Genomic DNA, 22086 nt, shown 5'->3' with positions numbered 1-22086 from the left:
TTCTGGGTATGCTCCGCCCGCCCCCCCCCCCCCCTCCCCTCTCCCCCCCCCCCCCCCCCCCCCCCCCCACGAAGGCATTAACTGCTTTTTGCAGATGAATTCCAGACAAACGCCTCGCCGCACATGCCGCGAGGCGTTTTTTTTGCAAGCCCGCGCGGGCATACTAGGCCAGTCTCCATCCTTGGTACGCCCAACCCCATGCTCCGCGCCCTGTTCCTACTCGCCCTGTCATGCCTGCTCGCCCCGGCCTTCGCCGACGAGCGCGCACAGACCCAGCAACAGCTGGACGCCACCCGCCAGGACATCGCCGAGCTGAAGAAGATGCTGGGCAAGCTCCAGGAGGAGAAGTCCGGCGTGCAGAAAGACCTCAAGTCCACCGAGACCGACATCGGCAACCTGGAAAAACAGGTGGAGGCACTGCAGCAAGAACTAAAAAAGACCGAGGGCGAGCTGGAGCGCCTTGATCACGAGAAAAAAAAACTCCAGAGCGCCCGCGTTGAGCAACAACGCCTGATTGCCGTCCAGGCCCGTTCGGCCTACCAGAACAACGGCCGCGAGGAATACCTCAAGCTGCTGCTCAACCAGCAGAACCCCGAGAAATTCGCCCGCACCCTCACCTACTACGACTACCTGAGCAAGGCGCGCACCGAGCAACTGCGCACCTTCAACGAGACCTTGCGCCAGCTGGCCAACGTCGAACAGGACATCGGCCGCCAGCAGGAGCAACTGCTCACCCAGCGCGCCGACCTCGACAGCCGCCGCCAGGCGCTGGTCGGCGAACGCGACAAACGCCAGCAGGTACTGGCCAAGCTCAACAGCGACATGAAAGAGCGCGACCAGAAGCTGCAGTCCCGCGAGCAGGACCAGGCCGACCTGGGCAAAGTGCTCAAGACCATCGAGGAAACCCTCGCACGCCAGGCCCGCGAGGCGGAAGAAGCGCGCCAGCGCGCCCTGCTCGCCAAGCAGGAAGAAGAAAAGCGCCGCAAGGAACAGGCCCTGGCCGCCGCCGCCCGCAACCAGCAAGCAGAACCGGAAGAGCCCCCGAAAAAGGCCCGCACCACGCTTGGCCCGGTGGTTTCCAGCGACAGCGCCAGCTACGGCGGTGCATTTTCCGCAGCCCGGGGAAAACTTCCATGGCCAGTCAATGGTCGACTGCTGGCACGCTTCGGTGACATGCGCGGCAGCGATGCCCGGGCCAAGTGGGACGGCGTGATGATCAGCGCCAGCGCCGGTACCCAGGTACGCGCCGTACACGGCGGGCGCGTGGTATTCGCCGACTGGTTGCGCGGCGCCGGGCTTCTGGTCATTCTCGACCACGGCAATGGTTACCTGAGCCTGTACGGCCACAACCAGAGCCTGCTCAAGAGCGCCGGTGACATCGTCAAGGCCGGCGAAGCCATCTCCACCGTCGGCGACAGTGGCGGCCAGGACAGCGCCGGTTTGTACTTCGCGATTCGCCAGCAGGGCCGGCCCACCGACCCTGCGCAATGGTGCCGAGGCTAAACTACTTTTACGGCGCGGCGCGTGAAAACGCCGGGCCGATGCTCCAGCAAGGGGCACCTACAGGATCAGGAGTTCGTTCGACATGCTGCACTCGCCTCGCCTCACCCAGCTGGCCCTGACCATTGCCCTGGTCATCGGCGCGCCCCTGGCGCTCGCCGCCGAGCCGGCCAAGCCTGCCGTTGCCGCCAAGCCGGCCACGGTGCCGGCCACCGAGGTGACCGCCAAGGCGCCACTGCCGCTGGAGGAGCTGCGCACCTTCGCCGAGGTCATGGACCGCATCAAGGCCGCGTATGTAGAGCCCGTCGACGACAAGACCCTGCTGGAAAACGCCATCAAGGGCATGCTCAGCAACCTCGACCCGCACTCGGCCTACCTCGGCCCTGAAGACTTCCAGGAGCTGCAGGAAAGCACCAGCGGCGAATTCGGTGGTTTGGGGATCGAAGTCGGCCAGGAAGACGGCTTCATCAAGGTCGTGTCGCCGATCGACGACACCCCGGCCTCCCGCGCCGGCGTGCAGGCCGGTGACCTGATCGTCAAGATCAACGGCGCCCCGACCCGTGGCCAGACCATGACCGAAGCCGTCGACAAGATGCGCGGCAAGGTCGGTGAGAAGATCGTCCTCACGCTGGTGCGCGACGGCGGCACGCCGTTCGACGTGACCCTCACCCGCGCGGTGATCCAGGTCAAGAGCGTGAAGAGCCAGCTGCTGGAGAACGACTACGGCTACATCCGCATCACCCAGTTCCAGGTCAAGACTGGCGAAGAGGTGGGCAAGGCCCTGGCCAAACTGCGCAAGGACAACGGCAAGAAGCTGCGCGGCGTGGTGCTCGACCTGCGCAACAACCCCGGCGGCGTGCTGCAAGCCGCGGTGGAAGTGGCCGACCACTTCCTCACCAAAGGCCTGATCGTCTACACCAAAGGCCGCATCGCCAACTCCGAACTGCGCTTCTCGGCCGACCCGGCCGACGCCAGCGAGGGCGTACCGCTGGTGGTCCTGATCAACGGCGGCAGCGCCTCGGCTTCGGAGATCGTCGCCGGTGCCCTGCAGGATCAGAAACGCGCCGTGCTGATGGGCACCGACAGCTTCGGCAAGGGCTCGGTGCAGACCGTGCTGCCGCTGGCCAACGACCGCGCGCTCAAGCTCACCACCGCGCTGTACTTCACCCCCAACGGCCGCTCGATCCAGGCTCAGGGCATCGTCCCGGACATCGAAGTGCGCCCGGCCAAGCTCACCGCCGAAACCGACACCGAGAACTTCAAGGAAGCCGACCTGCAGGGCCACCTGGGCAACGGCAACGGCGGCGCCGATCGCCCGACCGGCAGCGCCAAGCGCAAGGAGCGCCCGCAGGACAACGACTTCCAGCTCAGCCAGGCCCTCAGCCTGCTCAAGGGCCTGAACATCACCAAGGGTGAATGACCGTCCCCATGCGTTGTCTGCTGTTCCTGCTGTTCTGCCTCATGGCCGGCGTCGCCCAAGCGGCGCCGGCCATGGCCTACATGAGCATCATCATCGATGACCTCGGCCAGAGCGCCGAGCGCGACAGCCGCACCCTGGCCCTGCCCGGCCCGGTCACGATGGCGATCATGCCCGACACCCCCCACGCCACCGAGTTCGCCCGCCAGGCCCACAAGGCCGGGCGCACGGTGATCCTGCACATGCCCATGGATCCTGCCACCGGCCCTTACGCCTGGCACCCCGGCACGCCGCTGCCGGAGCTGGCCGCACGGCTGAACGCCGCACTGACGAAAGTGCCGTATGCCGCCGGCATCAACAATCACATGGGCAGCCGCATGACGGCCCAGCGTGAGCCGATGGCCTGGCTGATGGGCGAGCTGCAGGGCCGTCACCTGTTCTTCGTCGACAGCCGCACCAGCGCCGCCACGGTGGCCGCCGCCGAGGCCCAACGCATCGGCTTGGCGCATGTCTCGCGGGATGTGTTCCTGGACGACGTGCGCACGCCCGAGGCGATCACGGCGCAGTTGCAGCAAGGCGTGAGACTGGCCCACAAGCAGGGCTCCGCCGTACTGATCGGCCACCCCTACCCGCAAACCCTGCAAGTACTGGAACGTGAGATACCCCGGCTCAAGAGCCAGGGTATCGAACTGATTTCATTGCGTCAGATGATCGCCGAGCGTGGTAACCAGGCCATGCCCGGCCATGGCAAGGCCGGGCGCTACCAGAACCGTTGAGCCTGCTCGGCCGACGGGCGAACTCAGTGGAAAGGCATGATGTTCTTTACCTGGTCGTAGGTTAGTGGTCCTCGGTGGATACGCTGCCCCATCAACGCCAGCTGGCGTGCATCGTTGGTACCGTAGAAGCGCTGCTGCCATGTTTTCAGGTGTCCGCGGACGAACTGGGTGGGATCATCCGCCAACTGCGCGAAGTGGAAATGTGCCACCCACAGGGTCGACATCTTCTTCTTGCCGCCGGGGACACGACGCTTGATCAAGTACTCATCCATCGCAGTGCCGTCAGCCAGTTGCTGCCGCGAGCCCTGATACACGACCTCTATCAGCCCCTGGGCGTGCATGTAGGCCAGCGCGTCGGCATCGGGATAATGGGTATTTTCATAGAGCTTGATGAGCGAGTCGTTCCGGCGCTTCGTCCAGTGCTCGACCTGCGCTTCGAGGCGGGCCGCCAGGGCCGCGGTGCCGGCGCTACCTGCCATGCGTTGCACGGTGTTGCGCAATTCCTGCACATGGCCATCGATCAAGTCCGTCAGCTGGTGGCCACGCACCTCAGCCTCGATGTACTCCTGCACCTTGCGCTCTACCTGCGCGCCCTCCTTGAGCAGCAGTTCGGCAAACTGCTCCAGCGCCATCATGTCACTGCCGTCCTTGGACACCTGTGGCGCTTCTGACTCGTCGGCTTCCACCCAGCCGCCCAGGCCATTCGACTCAAAGCGGTGCAGCAGCTCATTGGTGAAGGGATCACGCACTTCCAGCCTGTCGGCACCGTCTGCGCGCACGGGGCGGCCCACCAGCAACTCACCCTTGCGCGTACGAACCAGCTGCTGCTTCGACTGATCAATCCTGTAGGCCGGATGACGCTTGGGCAGCACGACCCCGTCCTGCTCGGCAATCGCCTCCTCCAGCTGCACGCCAATCATTGCTTTGAGCGCCTTCAACTCGTCCACGTAGCGCACGAGCATGTCGACCTCAACCAGGGTGCCACCCTCGCGAACAATATCGAAACTGTTGATGATCGCTGCGGAGTACTCGTCCCAGGCATTTTGCAGAATCTCGATCCGGTCGGCCGGCGAGAGAACGCTGGTGCTCAATGCCGAGTGGGCACTGGCAGCACTTTTCAACGCATCGCTGGCCAGTTGATGCCGGTAGCGTGACTGCTTGCGTGCCTGCCCCCGGCGGCTCAGATCCAGGGCAAGGTCGGTGTAGTTCATCGCCTGGTGAAACCGTAGCTGGACGGTGGTCATCGGGCGGAACGACACCACCATTTTCGCGGTGACTGGTATGAACAGCGGCTGGTCAGGAGCTTGCGGATCTGCCTGCGACGCCGTACCCAACGCACTCGACGGCAGCTCGAGGGGGGGATTCAACACCGTCTTCGGCACGATCTCTGGCAGATAGGTGTCCAGGTCGATACTGGCCTGGATCATCTGCGCCTGGCTTCGCACGACGCTGCGCAATTGTGTCTTGAGTGCATGGTATTCAGGGCGAACCTCGGCGATCAGGCGGCCATCCAGAATGCCCGACAGGCGCTGCAGCTCGGGATAGTCAGCCATGCGCCTCAACTCGTCGAAGACGTTCCAACTGCTGAGCACCAGGGTATTGCGGGTCCTCGTTATCAAGCGGTTGGCTTCCTCGACGACGTACCCTCTGCGGGTACCAAAGCGCTGCAGTTCCAGGAGCTGGGACATCGATCGCAGAATGACCTTGTCATAGCCAATGACGGCCAACAGGTTGTTGATGACGCCTTCGCGCAACCGCCTGAGTTCCGGGGCCTGCTGAGCGATTTTCTTGCGGGCATCCTCCGCGTTCTCATCGATCTGCTCCTGCGTCAACCCGGTCACAACACCCTGGGTCAGTTGCTCCAGACGCGCTTCATGCGACGTCAGCTCCTCATCCAGGTTGATGACCGACATCGACTCTTCATTGATCAGCTGGCGCAGTTTCGCCGCATCCCCCATCGTCGCCGTCATTTCCCGGTCGATCTTGTCGAACTGTGCCTGCCGCCTGGGAAGAACGCCCTTGGTCGGGGGCATGCCGCCAAAGAACCCCGTGCGCACCTTCCACTGTTCGCCACGCCACAGCCACGGGCCGAGCTGCCCCTCCGGGCTCACGACGCGCACATCGGCACCGAACTGCTCGACCTTGAAATGCTCGCCATACAGCTCGACGTAGCGTTCACCCGCCTGCTGATAAAAACCGTCCGCCTCCACAACCCCTTCGAGATCCACAGTGCTCACCAGCCCCAGCAGCGCCTTGAGCTGGGCGGCAGGCTCCGGGCCCCAACCGGTCGCGAGGGTCACCGATCCGCTGTCCAGCGTCTGCAACGCACCAGGTAGATGGGCCTTGCCCATTTCGACCGGTGCCAACGCCGGCGTGGGCATCCTCAACGCTTCGTTGCCGACAGCCCCTGTCGAAACCTCGGCGACAGCGCTAGCCTGGGGCATACGGGAATGGGCGATCACCATCGAAAGGTTGCTGAGGATGTCCATGATGGCCAGGGATTTCTCGGCGTCATCCTCCTCGCTCAGCGCCTGCACATCACTCTCCAGCGCGTTGATCGAGGACACCAGCCAGGCCACCAGGGCGACTGGCCCACGCAGCACGGGTGCCACCACGTTGAACAGCAACCAGCTGGCCTCCATCATCCGACTCCATCGGCTCTCGGCGCTGGATACCGTTTGCCGGTCGGCCAGTTCGGTCAAGGCCCGCAGCTTGCCAGCGAACAGATGGGCATCGACATCGGCCAGCCAGGGTTTGAACGCAAGCTCCGCGGGCTGGGCAATGGCGCCGCTCGCAAGGCTGCTGGCCGGCACCAACTGCTCGGTGGCCTGCCCCGCCCATCCGGTGAGCCTGTGAGGCTGCTCGAAGCCACCGTCCTGGTAGACCTCTCTTGGCTCGTCAGCCAGCCATTCCAATACACTTTGCTGCAACTCGTCGTCTTGCCGAATCGCCGCCATCAAGGCATGGCGATCTGCGTAGCAAAGCAAGGGCGCGTCGCGGTGAAGCGGACGGTAGAGCAGCCACGCTTGCGGTCGATACAGGCGCATGACGTACATGCAGGTGACAGTGTCCCCGGCCCTGTAATCCGGGGCTCGGAATGCCAAGGGGGCGATATCGACGTTGAGCTTCAGATCCAGGCCACTGCGACAGAATTCGGCCAGCCCTTCCCAGACGGCGAGATCCAGGCCGCCATCGATCTTGAGTTTCAGTGCATCGAACAGGAGCTGGCTGCGCCACTCCCTGGCAAAACACCTGACCCGCTCATCACGGGTAGCCGGGTCGTTCAAGGTGGTTGCAACATAAACAGGGTAGTGCCCGCCAATATCCACCTTCTCAACCAGTGCCTTGAGGTAGCTGGCGTCCATCCAGTCCATGATCAACTGTTTTTCACGGTGGCTGATCGAATCGATGATGCCATGCCCCAGGGCACTCAGATTACCGATGGCGAACTCGGTCAGTGTCATCACACGCCAGCTCACCACACCGTCCCCGGTGCCCGTGGCCGCCCCACCAGGCACCCCCTGTGCCGTCTTTACCGTCAGCATCAGATCATCTGGAAAATAGTTGGCGTCTTGCGGGTGGTCGGCCAGTAATTGTTTACGCAGACCCTGCCTTGTATAGCTGAGCAGATCGAGAACGCCGTCGAGCGAACCTTTGCCTTGCGAAAGCGCCTGCTCGACGGCCAGGTCAAGCGTCGCCACCTGGTATTCGAAGCGATCCTGGCTGCTGGCCTGCTCCAGCCAGTCAGGCAGCGCCGGGGTCTCCTCCTGCGTAGCGAAGCCAGCGCCATCGAGAAACATCGAGCACGGATCGCTCAACCCTGCGTACCAGGCTTCCAGCTTCGCGACCGAATCGATCGACTGCCAGGGCAGGTGCTGCAGGCGCTCGAGCATCCAGTCGAGCAGTAAAGCGGACTGCTGCAGGAATGGGTTGCCCTGCAGCTCGTAGAGGCTCCAGGACAACTTGTCGAAGCCGTGACGCGCCGCTTCGCGGTCTCGCAGTGCAAGGGAGAACTCTTCGAGGGAAGTGAACGCAAGCGGCATGCCCGACGGCGGGCACCACAGCAGCAGACGGCGCTCGTCGCGCTCCAGCATTACCAACAGGTCCGCCAGCATCACCCTGCGCTCGACCCCGCCCCCCTGCAGGGTCAGCTCGATGGCATTGACCTGCATCGCCGCCGTGCGGCCGGCCAGCAGTTCATGGAGACATTCACTGGCGTCGCCAGCCAGTGACTGGGACTGGATGCCACTGAGCAATGCGCTGCGCAGGGCTTGCTGCATCCAACGATGACGGCTGACGCCGCAGTCACCAGGGGCGATGCACGGGACCGCGTTCCAGTAGTCGACCTGCGCCTGGCAGAAGTGCGCGGGCAGCGCCTGTAGCAGCTCGTTGAAGGCGTCGCTTACGGCATTCAGGCTTCGCGTGTCGAACTCGCTGCTTGAACCTGCGAAGCGATAGGGGCTGTTCAGCCCCAGGTTGTAAGTGCGCGCACCGAGCGGCTCGAGGTTCAACTGCGTGCCATGCACCAGCGCCTGCAGCACCACGTCAACCAAGGGTGCGGTGGTCCAATACGCCGTGTCGGGATCTGGGCTGTCGAGCGTTAAAGGATCCGCATCGGCAAGTGCCGGCTGCACCGCAGCGAGCCAGGGCAGCTCGGCCAGCAGCAGCTTGAGGATCTGCTGGCTCGCCACCTGGCGCAGCGTAGGTCGCTCGGCGAACTGCCTCGCACACGCTTGCCTGAGGTTATAGACCGGGGTGGATGAGGTCGGCATAGGTTGGCTCCTGTTCCATAGAAGCCCACAGGATGCGAGCACGGCTGGTCGGCACGGCACTACATAAAGCTCGGGGCCGGGCACATCCCCGTGACGCCCACCTGGTCAACCTGTCGGTGCGAGCACTATCTAACACACCACCTCCAGCCTGCGACGCGACAGTGTCCGCTTGATATCCACCGGAGGTTTCACCATGACGACCATCAACCGCAGCATCCACGCGGCCATACTGTGCAGCCTTGCCTGCAGCACACCGACCGTCGCCCAGCAGGCCAACCAACAGGGGCCGCAGCCTGCCCTGACACTGACCAACGCCTCGGCGCAAAGCCAGCAATGGACCGGCGTCGGCCGCCTTTCCCTACCCGGCAACAAGCAGTGCATCGCTACCCTGCTCGAACCTGGCGAGGGCCCGCATGCCGCCGACGCCCCAGCCTATGTCGTCACCAGCGGCCACTGCGTCGCCCAGCGCCATGGCGTGATCGTCCAGGACCAGCCACTGAGCGCCAGTGTCAGCTTCAACTACTTCGTCGACACCCCCGATGAACGCAAGCAGCTATCGGTCAAACGGATTGTCTGGAGCAGCATGCAAGGCATCGACCTGGCATTGCTGGAGCTTGACGTCACCCTGGAGCAGGCCAGGGCGCAAGGCATCGTGCCGTTGCCCATCGGGCCAGCACTCGCCTCGGGCAGCCAGGTAACGGTGCTGGGCGAACCCAGCAGGCCCGACCTCGGCCTGCGTCTGCTCACCTGCACCGAGCAGAGCGCTGGCGTGGTCATGAGGCGGCCGTGGGTCTGGCGCCATGCCAGGGGCAACGACTGCCTGGGGCTGGCCGAAGGCGCATCGGGCAGCCCGGTGATCGAACCTGCCAGCGGCAAGCTGGTTGGTGTGGTCAACAGTATCGGCGCCGCGCACTGCTCGGCGGACAACCCTTGCCGGGCGGATGAAACGGCGCCCGCAGCACAGGCCCCGCGCAACTTCAGCATGCCGGTGCAACGCCTGCTCGGGTGCTGGCGCGAGGGGCGCGTGGACCTGGCGCAGCCAGACTGTCACCTGACACCGGGTTTCAGGCTCGAACAACAGACCAGCCCCCCCGCCGTGACCAAGATCGCCAGCGCAGCCGACGGCCTGGAAAGCTTGCCCTCCTGGGGCCTGGCCTTCACCCTCGACACCCCGCGCTATCGCTACAAGGCCACCCGCGATGCGCTTGCCTGCGAGGACCCACTGGGCTACAGCGGCACCATCGCCGCCAGCGAAAACCGCATCGATGACCCGATCGGCCCTGAACCCGGCTGGCATTACCTGTGCCTGATCGGCGTCGATTCGCCTGAGCACCGGCCTTCGTCCGCGCTGATGGCCAACAGCCTGAGCATCGCCACCCTGCTGCTGCCGGCGGGTCTGCCGGAGCCTTCACTGACCACCCGCTATACGGCCGACGGCGACATCGATATCACCTGGCACCTCGACCTGCCGAACCTGACCCGGTACCGGGTCAAACGGGGTGCCCCCGACAAGATCGACTGCAACGACCCCGCGGGCTTTCGCGCGCTGCCCAGGCTCGACCATCGCATACCTGCCGCGCAGTTGCCGATGACCGTCTGCACCATGGCCTTCGACCTGCTGAAGCAAGGCTCACCGCCACGCACCGACCTGCTCCTGCCCAAGCCATCCTGAAACGCAAAAGGCCCGGTTCTCGCGAACCGGGCCTCTGCTTCAGATCAGCTCAGACTCAGCTGTACACACGCCCCAGCAACTGGCGGTGGCTTTCGAACTGATCCAGCACGTCACGCACGATCTGCTCGCGGGTGAAGCCCATCAGGTCGTATTCCTGGCTGCCACTGTGCAGGTACACCTCGGCGCGGTAGAAGCGCTGCTGCACCTCTGGCTCGCCTTCGACCGGCGCCTCGCTCGGCGCGGCCAGGTAACCGTCCAGGCTGGCTTCATAGACGAAGGGGTTGCCCTCTTCCATCATCACCCGCAGGCCCATCATGTTGCGCGACTGGCCAACACGGGTCTCGACCTCGAAGCCCAGGGTGCGCAGCTGTTCGGCGGCTTCCTTGAGCGCCGGGCTGACCTGCTTGTCCATGAAGCGCTGCACCACGGCCTGGGTCGGCTGCAGGTCCAGCTGGCTCAGGCGCTCACTGAAGCCGCGACGGCCACGGGCGGCCAGTTCTGCGCGCTCGTTCTCGACGGCGACGTCCTGCTTCATCGCCTTCATCAGGCCGAACATGAACAGCACCAGCACCACCGAGAACGGCAGGCCAGCCAACACCACCATGGTCTGCATGGCTTCGAAGTTACCGGCGAACAGCAGGCCGATGGTCACCAGGGTGATCACCACCGACCAGAACACCACCATCCAGTGCGGGGCGTCTTCGTCCACCTTGCCGCCTTTGCACGACAGGTTGGCCATCATCACCGCGCCCGAGTCGGCCGGGGTGAGGAACAGCACGAAGCCGACGAACACCGCCACACCGATGACGATTTTCGACGCTGGGAAGTATTCGAGTAACTGGTAGATCGACATTGACGGCTGTTCGAGCGCGGTCTTGCCGAGCTCCACGGCGCCCTGGTTGATCACCAGGTCCAGCGCGGTGTTGCCGAAGATCGACAGCCAGGCCAGGGTGAAGCCCAGCGGGATCAGCAGCACGCCGCTGACCAGCTGGCGCACGGTACGGCCCTTGGAAATACGGGCGATGAACATGCCGACGAACGGGCCCCAGGAGATCCACCAGGCCCAGTAGAACACGGTCCACAGGCCCAGCCAGCGCTCGGACTTGTCACCCGCGCCTTCGTACACATAAAGGTCGAAGGTCTTCAGCACGATACCGTTGAGGTAGTCGCCGATGTTCTGCACGAAGCCGTTGAACAGGTACAGGGTGTTGCCGGCCAGCAGCACGAAGATCAGCAGGCCGCTGAACAGCAGGATGTTCAGGTTGGACAAACGGCGAATGCCATTTTCCACGCCCGACACCGCAGCGATGGTGGCCACGCCGGCCATGGTCAGGATCACCGCCAGCAGGTTGGTCTTGCTGTGGTCCATGCCGAACAGGTACTCGAGGCCCGAGGCCACCTGCATCGAACCAATCCCTAAGTTGGTCACCAGGCCCAGCAGGGTGACGAACATGCCGAAGATGTCCACGGCATGGCCCGCGCCGCCCTTGACCCAACGCTCACCGACCAGCGGGTACAGTGCCGAGCGCAGCGCCAGCGGCTGGTTGTGGCGGTAGGCGAAGTAACCCACGGCCAGGCCCACCAGGGCGTAGATCGCCCAGCCGTGCAGGCCCCAGTGCAGGAAGGTCAGTTGCAGGCCCTGGCGCGCGGCCTCGAGGCTGGCAGGCGTGCCTTCCGGTGGGTTGAAGTAGTGGTCCAGCGGCTCGGACGCGCCGAAGTACAGCAGCGAGATACCGATACCGGAGGAGAACAGCATGCCGGCCCAGGCGCCGTAGCTGAAATCGGGGGTGTCGTCCTTGCCGCCCAGCTTGAGCTTGCCGTAGTCGGAGAAGGCCAGGTAAACGACGAACAGCAGGTAACCGCAGATTACCAGCATGTAGTACCAACCGAAGGTACGGGTCAGCCATTTCTGGGCGACACCGAGCACCTGGCCGGCAGTTTCGGGTACAGCGATCAGCAAGGCCGTCAGAACGAGGATCAGCAGCGCCGAGGTGTAGAACACCACGCGGTTGACCCGTACCCGCTCGGCAGGGGGGTTGGTTAGGGAAGCAGAACTCATTGCTCGAATGCTCCGGGCAGTGCGGCAGTGGAGGCTAAACAGTTATGTCCGACGCAATTGGTGCAATAGCCCTACAGCGTCAGGTGTTATAAAAGGCACCCTGGAAACCGTGATCCCGATTAGAAACGTTGCAAGAAAACAGACGGGTGACCTGTCGCCGATCCGCATCTCCTTTGAGGAGTGTGCGCATTCGCCACAGCCACCAGGCCCGCTCCAAGGGCCGACCGCGCAGCCTGTGACCGCTCGGCAGAATCTGTCTTTGCATCGCTCATGCCCGTCAACGCCTTGTATTCCGGGGGTTACGCGATTTCCTGGGGTGTCAATCCGTGTCCCGTTGACCGCTTGAAAACTGTCAATGGCACAAATTGTCGCAGAGCTTATTCTTTATTGATTGAACGTTCAATCAAAACAAAATAGACTGGCCTTCGCCGAGTCAGCCGCCCGTCGTCTGCTCGCAGGCCTGAGGAGATAGCAAGATGCCCAAGGTCGGTATGCAACCCATCCGCCGCCAGCAGTTGATCGAAGCCACCCTGCAGGCGGTCGATCAGGTCGGACTGGGGGACGCCAGCATTGCGCTGATTGCCCGTTTGGCCGGCGTGTCGAACGGCATCATCAGTCACTACTTTCAGGACAAGAACGGCCTGATCGCAGCGACGATGGGCTACATCATGAGCATGCTCAACGAGGGCGTGGCCGCACGTCGCCAGGCCCTGACGGACGACAGCCCGCGCGCTCACCTGAAGGTGATCATCGAAGGCAACTTCGATGCGAGCCAGGTGAACGGCCCGGCAATGAAAACCTGGCTGGCCTTCTGGGCCTCCAGCATGCACCAGCCGTCTTTGCACAGGTTGCAGCGGATCAACGATCACCGCCTGTATTCCAACCTGTGCTGCCAGTTCCGCCGCGCCCTGCCGCTCTACCATGCGCGCAAGGCTGCCCGCGGGCTGGCGGCCCTGATCGACGGTCTCTGGTTGCGTGGCGCCTTGTCGGGTGACGCATTCGACACCGACCAGGCGATACGGATTGCTTACGAATACATGGATCTACAACTGGCTAAACAGCACACCCTGGGCACTAACGACCAGGCCGCTGAACCACCGCGCACAGCCACTGGCCAACCGGCAGGAGCGTGACGCGGCAGCCAACCACACACTGCACTTGCGAGGACACTATGGCCCGTTTCGGAACGCAAAAACTCTACATTGATGGCGCTTACGTCGACGCTGGCAGCGATGCCACCTTCGAGGCCATCAACCCGGCCACCGGCGAAGTCCTCGCCCACGTGCAGCGCGCCACCCAGGCGGACGTCGAGAAGGCCGTCGAAAGCGCCGAACGCGGCCAGAAAGTCTGGGCAGCCATGACTGCCATGCAGCGTTCGCGCATCCTGCGCCGCGCCGTCGACATCCTGCGCGAGCGCAACGACGAGCTGGCCCAGCTGGAAACCCTGGACACCGGCAAGTCGTACTCCGAAACCCGCTACGTCGACATCGTCACCGGCGCCGACGTGCTGGAGTACTACGCAGGCCTGGTACCGGCCATCGAAGGCGAGCAGATCCCGCTGCGCGAATCGTCCTTCGTCTACACCCGCCGCGAGCCGCTGGGCGTGACCGCCGGTATCGGCGCGTGGAACTACCCGATCCAGATCGCCCTGTGGAAATCCGCCCCGGCCCTGGCCGCCGGCAACGCGATGATCTTCAAGCCATCGGAAGTCACCTCGCTGACCACCCTGAAACTGGCCGAGATCTACACCGAAGCCGGCCTGCCGAACGGCGTGTTCAACGTCCTGACCGGCAGCGGCCGTGAAGTCGGCACCTGGCTGACCGAGCACCCGCGCATCGAGAAAGTCTCGTTCACCGGCGGCACCACCACCGGCAAGAAAGTCATGGCCAGCGCCTCGAGCTCGACGCTCAAGGAAGTCACCATGGAACTGGGCGGCAAGTCGCCGCTGATCATCTGCGCCGACGCCGACCTGGACAAGGCCGCCGACATCGCCATGATGGCCAACTTCTACAGCTCCGGTCAGGTCTGCACCAACGGCACCCGCGTGTTCATCCCTGCCTCGATGAAAGCGGCCTTCGAAGCCAAGATCGCCGAGCGCGTTGCCCGCATCCGTGTCGGCAACCCGGAAGACGAGAACACCAACTTCGGCCCACTGGTCAGCTTCGCCCACATGGAAAGCGTGCTGGGCTACATCGCCAAGGGCAAAGAAGAAGGTGCCCGCGTGCTGTGCGGCGGCGAGCGTCTGACCGAGGGTGATTTCGCCAAGGGCGCGTTCGTTGCCCCGACCGTGTTCACCGACTGCACCGACGACATGACCATCGTCAAGGAAGAGATCTTCGGCCCAGTGATGAGCATCCTCAGCTACGAGACCGAGGAAGAAGTCATCCGCCGTGCCAACGATACCGAGTACGGCCTGGCCGCCGGCGTGTGCACCAACGACATCAGCCGCGCCCACCGCATCATCCACCAGCTGGAAGCCGGCATCTGCTGGATCAACGCCTGGGGCGAGTCGCCGGCAGAGATGCCGGTTGGCGGCTACAAGCAGTCGGGCGTCGGCCGTGAGAACGGCGTCAGCTCGCTGGCTCAATACACCCGCATCAAGTCGGTCCAGGTCGAGCTGGGCGGCTACAACTCGGTCTTCTAAGGCCCTGTCCAGCCACGCCCGTGCCCTTGCGCACGGGCGTTTCCGCTCCCTGATCACCGCCAAACGAGGGTACTTTCATGTCCCATGAATTCGATTACATCATCGTCGGTGCCGGCTCGGCCGGTAACACCCTGGCCACCCGCCTGACCGAAGACGCCAGCGTCACCGTCCTGCTGCTGGAAGCCGGCGGCCCCGACTACCGCTTCGACTTCCGCACCCAGATGCCGGCCGCCCTGGCCTTCCCGCTGCAGGGCCGCCGCTACAACTGGGCCTACGAGACCGACCCAGAGCCGCACATGGACGGCCGCCGCATGGAATGTGGCCGTGGCAAGGGCCTGGGTGGTTCTTCGCTGATCAACGGCATGTGCTACATCCGCGGCAACGCCATGGACTTCGACGGCTGGGCTGAACTGCCAGGCCTGGAAGACTGGACCTACCTGGACTGCCTGCCGTACTTCCGCAAGGCGGAAACCCGCGACATCGGCCCCAACGACTACCACGGCGGCGAAGGCCCGGTCAGCGTTGCCACGCCTAAAGCCGGCAACAACCCGCTGTTCCACGCCATGGTCGAAGCCGGCGTGCAAGCCGGCTACCCGCGCACCGAAGACCTGAACGGCTACCAGCAGGAAGGCTTCGGCCCGATGGACCGTTCGGTAACCAAGAACGGCCGTCGCTCCAGCACCGCCCGTGGTTACCTGGACCAGGCCAAGAAGCGCCCGAACCTGACCATCGTCACCCACGCCCTGAGCGACCGCGTGCTGTTCGACGGCAAGCGCGCCGTTGGCGTGACCTACCTGGTCGGCGACAGCGAAGAGCGCGTCGAAGCCCGTGCGCGCAAGGAAGTCATCGTCAGCTCCGGCGCCATCGCCTCGCCGCAGCTGCTGCAGCGTTCCGGCGTCGGCCCGCGCGCCCTGCTGGAAAGCCTCGACATCCCGGTGGTCCACGACCTGCCGGGCGTCGGCGAGAACCTGCAGGACCACCTGGAGCTGTACCTGCAGTACGCCTGCACCCAGCCGGTGTCGCTGTACCCATCGCTGCTGTGGTGGAACCAGCCGGCCATTGGCGCCGAGTGGATGTTCAACGGCACCGGCATCGGCGCCAGCAACCAGTTCGAGGCCGGTGGTTTCATCCGTACTCGCCCTGAGTTCAAGTGGCCGAACATCCAGTACCACTTCCTGCCGGTAGCGATTAACTACAACGGCTCGAACGGCGTGAAAGAGCACGGTTTCCAGGCGCACATGGGCTCCATGCGCTCGCCCGCCCGTGGTCGCATCCAGGCCAAGTCGAAGAACCCGCGCCAGCACCCGAGCATCCTGTTCAACTACATGGCCACCGAGCAGGACTGGCAGGAGTTCCGCGACGGCATCCGCCTGACCCGCGAAATCATGGCCCAGCCGGCGCTGGACCCGTACCGCGGCCGCGAAATCAGCCCAGGCGCCGACGTGCAAACCGACGAGCAGCTGGACAAGTTCATCCGCGAGCACGCCGAAACCGCCTTCCACCCGTCCTGCTCGTGCAAGATGGGCACCGACGACATGGCGGTAGTGGATGGCGAAGGCCGCGTGCATGGCATGCAGGGCCTGCGTGTGGTCGACGCGTCGATCATGCCGCTGATCATCACCGGCAACCTCAACGCCACCACGATCATGATCGCCGAGAAAATCTCCGACAAGATCCGTGGCCGCAAGCCACTGCCGCGCAGCACCGCCAAGTACTACGTGGCGGGTGATGCACCGGTGAAGGGCAAGCCGATGCGTGAAGTGAAGCAGGCTTGATTGGCCTTTGTGGGAGCGGGCTTGCCCCGCGATAGCGTAGGATCTGGCGACGCCGCTGTCCTGACGGGCGCCATCGCGGGGCAAGCTTTCCCCCCCCCCCCCCCCCCTCCCCTTCTTCCCCCTCCCCCCCCCCCCCCCCCCCCCCCCCCCCCCCCCCCCGCTCCCACAGCTTCACGCAACACAAGAAAAGGCACCTCTCGAGGTGCCTTTTTTCATATGCGGAAACGCTTTACAGCCTGCCAATTCATCAGGTTAGAATCGATTGGCACGCGACCTGCTAGTTCACGGCTGCACGTCCCTCATTCCCCCGCTGTCCCGGAGTACCTGCCTTTGGATGCAAGCACCATCAACAGCCTGTTCTTGATCGGCGCATTGCTGGTGGGTGCAAGTATCCTGGTCAGCTCGCTGTCATCGCGCCTGGGCATCCCGATCCTGGTCATCATCCTCGCCGTCGGCATGGTCGCTGGCGTGGATGGCGGCGGCATCATCTTCAACAACTATCCGACCGCCTACCTGGTGGGCAACCTGGCGCTGGCGGTGATCCTGCTCGACGGCGGCCTGCGCACCCGGGTAGCCAGCTTCCGCGTGGCCTTGTGGCCGGCGCTGTCGCTGGCCACGGTGGGCGTGATGATCACCACCGCGCTGACCGGCATGGTCGCCGCCTGGCTGTTCAACCTGAGCATGATCCAGGGCCTGCTGATCGGCGCCATCGTCGGCTCCACCGATGCCGCGGCAGTGTTCTCGCTGCTTGGCGGCAAGGGCCTCAACGAACGGGTCACGGCCACCCTGGAAATCGAGTCGGGCAGCAACGACCCGATGGCGGTGTTCCTCACCGTCACCCTGATCGACATGATCGCCAGCGGCCAGACCGGCCTGCACTGGAGCCTGCTCACCCACCTGCTGCGCGAATTCGGCATCGGTACGCTGCTGGGCCTGGGCGGCGGCTGGCTGATGCTGCAACTGGTCAACCGCATCAACCTGGCCGGCGGCCTGTACCCGATCCTGGTGATAGCCGGCGGCCTTGCGGTGTTCTCGCTGACCAACGCCCTGCACGGCAGCGGCTTCCTCGCCGTCTACCTGTGCGGCCTGGTGCTGGGCAACAAGCCGGTGCGCAGCCGCCACGGCATCCTGCACATGCTCGACGGCATGGCTTGGCTTGCGCAGATCGGCATGTTCCTGGTGCTGGGCCTGTTGGTCACGCCCCACGACCTGCTGCCCATCGCCCTGCCGGCACTGGGCCTGGCGCTGTGGATGATCGTGGTTGCCAGGCCGCTGTCGGTGGTCGCCGCGCTGCTGCCGTTCAAGGCCTTCCATGGCCGTGAAAAGGGCTTCATCAGCTGGGTCGGCCTGCGCGGCGCGGTACCGATCATCCTCGCGGTGTTCCCGCTGATGGCCGGCCTGCCGGACGCGCAGCTGTTCTTCAACCTGGCGTTCTTCATCGTGCTGGTGTCGCTGCTGGTGCAAGGCACCAGCCTGCCGTGGATGGCCAAGCTGCTCAAGGTCACGGTACCGCCAGACCCGGCACCGATTTCGCGCTCGGCGCTGGAAGTGCACATCACCAGCGAGTGGGAGCTGTTCGTCTACCGCCTGGGTGCCGAGAAATGGTGCATCGGCGCCGCCCTGCGCGAGCTGAAGATGCCCGAGGGCACGCGCATCGCCGCGCTGTTTCGCAGCGAACAACTGCTGCACCCCTCGGGCAGTACCGTGCTGGAAGTTGGCGACATGCTCTGCGTGATCGGCCACGAACACAACCTCCCGGCGCTGGGCAAGCTGTTCAGCCAGGCACCGCAACGTGGCCTGGACCTGCGCTTCTTCGGCGACTTCGTCCTCGAAGGCGATGCCGAACTGGGCGCGGTGGCCGCACTTTATGGCCTGAAACTCGACGGCCTGGACGCGAAAATGCCGCTGGCGCAGTTCATCCGACAGAAGGTCGGAGGCGCTCCAGTAGTAGGCGACCAGATCGAATGGCACGGCACGATCTGGACCGTCGCGGTCATGGACGGGAACAAGATCCAGAAAGTCGGCGTCAGATTCCCCGAAGGTACCCGGCCTGGCCCCGGCTTGTTCCTCTAAACTCCGATTTGCCTCGTAGCACAAGAATCCTGCCTATGTCCCTGCGCCATTACTGCCGCGCAGCCCTGCTGGGGCTGTGCCTGACCCTCTCGTTCGCGGCCACCGCGGCGGAAGTCCCGACCACCTCGGGCATCCAGAACAGCCTCGACAAGATCGCCGAGCGCAAGCTGCCCGAAGCCGAACAGAAAGCCGTGCAGCAAGTGCTGGAGCAGACCCTGGCGCTGCTGGCCAGCAAGGAAGACAGCGAGCAGAAGCTCGAAGCCCTCAAGCAGCAACTGGCCACCGCCCCCCAGGAAACCCGCGACAGCCAGCGCGAGCTGATCAAGCTCAAGGGCGCCAGCGCCATACCCGTGGCCCAACGCTACGCCAACCTTACGGTGCCGCAGCTCGAACAGATGCTCAGCGAGCGCAGCACCCAGCAGGGCGAGCTGCAGAAAGCCCTGTCCGAAGCCAACAGCCTGATTATCAACTCGCAGACCCGGCCCGAACGGGCCCAGGCCGAGATCAGCAGCAACCAGACCCGCGCCCAGCAGATCAACAACAGCCTCAAGAGCGGCAAGGACGGCGGCAAGGCGCTGACCAGCGACCTGCGCAACCAGCTCAACGCCGAGTTGGCCTCGCTCAACGCCCTGACCCTGCTGCGCCGTCAGGAACTGGCCGCCAACAGCCAGCTGCAAGACCTGGGCAACGCCCGTCACGACCTGCTGATCGCCCGTGCCGCGCGGCTGGAGCAAGAGATCCAGGACCTGCAGACGCTGATCAACGACAAGCGCCTGGCCCAATCCCAGCAAGCCGTCACCCAGCAGTCGATCGAAGCGCAGAAGGCCGGCGGCAGCACCGTGCTGGCCAACGAGAGCACCGCCAACCTCAAACTCTCGGATTACCTGCTCAAAAGCACCGACCGCCTGAACGAGCTGACCCAGCAGAACCTCAGGACCAAGCAGCAGCTGGACAGCCTGACCCAGGCCGACCAGGCGCTGGACGAGCAGATCAACGTGCTCAAGGGCAGCCTGCTGCTGTCGAAGATCCTCTACAAACAGAAACAGGCCCTGCCGCACCTGAAAGTCGACCGCGACCTGGCCGACCAGATCGCCGATATCCGCCTGTACCAGTTCGAGATCAACCAGCAACGCGAGCAGATGAGCAGCCCGTCCAGCTACGTGGACAAGCTGCTGGCCAACCAGCCGCAGGAGGACGCCACACCGCAGTTGCGCAAGGCCCTGCTGGAAGTGGCAATCACCCGTGGCGACCTGCTCGAACGCCTGAACCGCGAACTCTCCGCGCTGCTCAACGAATCGATCACCCTGCAACTGAACCAGAAGCAACTGCTCAGCACCGCCCAGAACCTGCGCACCACCCTGGATGAGCAGATGTTCTGGATCCCCAGCAACAAGCCGCTGGACTGGGAGTGGCTGCGCTTCGTGCCGGAGCGCCTGGCCGAGCAGGTCGCCAGCCTGCCCTGGGGCTCGGGGATCAAGGAGCTGGCCGACGGCCTCAGCCAGCGCCCGCTGCTGTTCCTGCCGCTGCTGCTGGTGATCGGCGCCCTGCTGTGGCGACGCAAGTACCTGTACCAACGCCTGGGCAAGGTTCACCAGGACATCGGCCACTTCAAGCGTGACAGCCAGTGGCACACGCCCCAGGCGATCCTGATCAACATCCTCCTGGCCATGCCGGTGGCCCTGGCCCTGGCGCTGGGCAGCTACGCCCTGCAGATCGACGCCCGCGGGCAGAACGCCAACCTCGGCGCCGCACTCTGGCAACTGGCCCAGGCCTGGCTGGTGTTCTACACCGCCTACCGCATCCTCGCCCCGGGCGGCGTGGCCGAGATCCACTTCCGCTGGCACAAGCCGCAGGTCGAATTCCTGCGTGGCTGGGTGCGCCGCCTGGGCACCGTGGTGCTGGCCCTGGTGGGCGTGGTGGCGGTGGCCGAGCACCAGCCCTCGGCACTGGCCGACGACGTGCTGGGCATCGGCGTGGTGCTGGCCTGCTATGCGCTGATGGCCTGGCTGCTCAGCCGCCTGCTGCTGAGCAGCCCGGCGCACCGCGACACCTCGCTGTTCCGCCGCGCGGTCGGGGTGGCCTTCACCGCCCTGCCCATCGCCCTGTTCGTGGCGGTGTGCTTCGGCTACTACTACACCGCGCTCAAGCTCACCGACCGCCTGATCTACACCCTCTATCTGCTGCTGTTCTGGCTGGTGATCGAGGCCGCGTTCGTGCGTGGCCTGTCGGTGGCGGCGCGGCGCCTGGCCTACCAGCGCGCCCTGAGCAAACGCCAGGCGGTCAAGGAAGGACTGGACGGCGAAGTACCGATCGAAGAGCCGACCCTGGACATCGAGCAGGTCAACCAGCAGTCCCTGCGCCTGATCCGCCTGGCCCTGCTGGGTGGTTTCATCGCCGGCTTGTACTGGGTGTGGGCAGACCTGATTTCGGTGTTCTCCTACCTCAACAACTTCACCCTCTACGAATACACCAGCGGCACTGGCGCCGCCGCCAGCATGGTGCCGATCAGCCTCGGCGACCTGCTGGGGGCGCTGGTGATCGTCGGCATCACCTTCGCCCTGGCCGGCAACTTGCCGGGCCTGCTCGAAGTGCTGGTGCTGTCGCGGCTGAACCTGGCCCAGGGCAGCGCCTACGCCACCACCACGCTGCTGTCGTATATCATCGTCGGGGTCGGCATCGTCAGTACCCTGTCGACCCTCGGGGTCAGCTGGGACAAGCTGCAATGGCTGGTGGCAGCGCTGTCGGTGGGCCTGGGCTTCGGCATGCAGGAGATCTTCGCCAACTTCATCTCCGGCATCATGATCCTCTTCGAGCGCCCGGTACGGATCGGCGACACCATCACCATCGGCAACCTGTCCGGCACGGTGAGCAAGATCCGCATCCGCGCCACCACCATTACCGACTTCGACCGCAAGGACATCATCGTCCCCAACAAGACCTTCATCACCGGCCAGCTGATCAACTGGTCGCTGACCGACACGGTCACCAGGGTGACACTGAAACTGGGCATCGACTACGGCTCGGACCTGGACCTGGTGCGCGATATCCTGCTCAAGGGCGCCCACGAGAACCCACGGGTGCTCAAGGACCCGGAGCCGATCGTGTACTTCCTCAACTTCGGCGAGAGTTCGCTGGACCATGAACTGCGCATGCATGTGCGCGACCTGGGCGACCGCAACCCGACGCTGGATGAGCTCAACCGCTACATCAATCGCGAATTCAAGGCGCACGACATCAAGATCTCGGTACGCCAGGTGGAGGTGTTCGTGATGGATACCAAAGGCGGCAAGCAGCAGTTGATTCCGATGGAAAATCCAAAGACGGATGGCACCGCGCCCAGTTGAGTGGACGCCAAGCGCCGCGCCCTTGAAAATGATGCACAGGATTCATGATCGCAT

11 protein-coding genes are annotated in these 22086 nt (G+C 64.4%); 9 read left to right on the top strand and 2 right to left on the bottom strand.

Annotation, left to right across the window (positions count from 1 at the left end; all coding sequences use genetic code 11):
• Window positions 1-198 precede the first annotated feature (198 nt).
• The 3 genes from ACO6VM_RS21500 to ACO6VM_RS21490 all read left to right on the top strand — a co-directional run bounded on the left by ACO6VM_RS21500 (window position 199) and on the right by ACO6VM_RS21490 (window position 3693).
• Entirely contained in the window at window positions 199-1503 is a 1305-nt protein-coding gene (locus ACO6VM_RS21500; RefSeq protein WP_422403795.1) for a peptidoglycan DD-metalloendopeptidase family protein, read from the top strand.
• A gap of 82 nt (window positions 1504-1585) precedes the next feature.
• Window positions 1586-2920 (top strand): S41 family peptidase, encoded by a 1335-nt coding sequence (locus ACO6VM_RS21495; protein ID WP_347150851.1) that lies wholly within the window; start codon window positions 1586-1588, stop codon window positions 2918-2920.
• A gap of 8 nt (window positions 2921-2928) precedes the next feature.
• Window positions 2929-3693 (top strand): divergent polysaccharide deacetylase family protein, encoded by a 765-nt coding sequence (locus tag ACO6VM_RS21490; protein WP_422403794.1) that lies wholly within the window; start codon window positions 2929-2931, stop codon window positions 3691-3693.
• Window positions 3694-3716: 23 nt separating this feature from the next.
• Here the strand turns inward: ACO6VM_RS21490 and ACO6VM_RS21485 are convergent, their stop codons facing one another.
• Window positions 3717-8465 (bottom strand): hypothetical protein, encoded by a 4749-nt coding sequence (locus tag ACO6VM_RS21485; RefSeq protein ID WP_422403793.1) that lies wholly within the window; start codon window positions 8463-8465, stop codon window positions 3717-3719.
• A gap of 193 nt (window positions 8466-8658) precedes the next feature.
• Here ACO6VM_RS21485 and ACO6VM_RS21480 point away from each other — a divergent pair, with 193 nt between their 5' ends.
• Window positions 8659-10137 (top strand): S1 family peptidase, encoded by a 1479-nt coding sequence (locus tag ACO6VM_RS21480; RefSeq protein ID WP_401055593.1) that lies wholly within the window; start codon window positions 8659-8661, stop codon window positions 10135-10137.
• A gap of 55 nt (window positions 10138-10192) precedes the next feature.
• Here ACO6VM_RS21480 and ACO6VM_RS21475 read toward each other — a convergent pair whose 3' ends face one another.
• Entirely contained in the window at window positions 10193-12196 is a 2004-nt protein-coding gene (locus ACO6VM_RS21475; protein WP_422403792.1) for a BCCT family transporter, read from the bottom strand.
• 476 nt (window positions 12197-12672) lie between these two features.
• On the opposite strand from ACO6VM_RS21475, the gene betI reads away from it, so the two are divergent.
• The 5 genes from betI (at window position 12673) to mscK (ending at window position 22032) form a co-directional block, all read left to right on the top strand.
• Window positions 12673-13329, top strand: coding sequence for a transcriptional regulator BetI (betI, locus tag ACO6VM_RS21470; RefSeq protein WP_232882916.1), 657 nt, complete (start codon window positions 12673-12675; stop codon window positions 13327-13329).
• Between the two features lie 38 nt (window positions 13330-13367).
• The gene (gene betB, locus ACO6VM_RS21465) at window positions 13368-14840 is read left to right on the top strand and encodes a betaine-aldehyde dehydrogenase (protein WP_125465883.1); all 1473 of its coding nucleotides are present in this window, start codon (window positions 13368-13370) and stop codon (window positions 14838-14840) included.
• 77 nt (window positions 14841-14917) lie between these two features.
• Window positions 14918-16615, top strand: a complete 1698-nt coding sequence (gene betA / locus ACO6VM_RS21460) for a choline dehydrogenase (RefSeq protein ID WP_401055598.1) — start codon at window positions 14918-14920, stop codon at window positions 16613-16615.
• Between the two features lie 330 nt (window positions 16616-16945).
• Window positions 16946-18688 (top strand): potassium/proton antiporter, encoded by a 1743-nt coding sequence (locus ACO6VM_RS21455; RefSeq protein WP_110995330.1) that lies wholly within the window; start codon window positions 16946-16948, stop codon window positions 18686-18688.
• Between the two features lie 35 nt (window positions 18689-18723).
• A complete protein-coding gene (mscK, locus tag ACO6VM_RS21450; RefSeq protein ID WP_401055600.1) occupies window positions 18724-22032 on the top strand; it encodes a mechanosensitive channel MscK in 3309 nt (1102 codons plus the stop codon).
• Window positions 22033-22086: the final 54 nt, after the last annotated feature.

The organism is Pseudomonas sp. GZD-209 (genome assembly GCF_049310485.1).
GTDB lineage: Bacteria > Pseudomonadota > Gammaproteobacteria > Pseudomonadales > Pseudomonadaceae > Aquipseudomonas > Aquipseudomonas sichuanensis.
The sequence above is the reverse complement of the archived record's forward strand: the minus strand, read 5'-3'. Positions and strand labels throughout refer to the sequence as shown.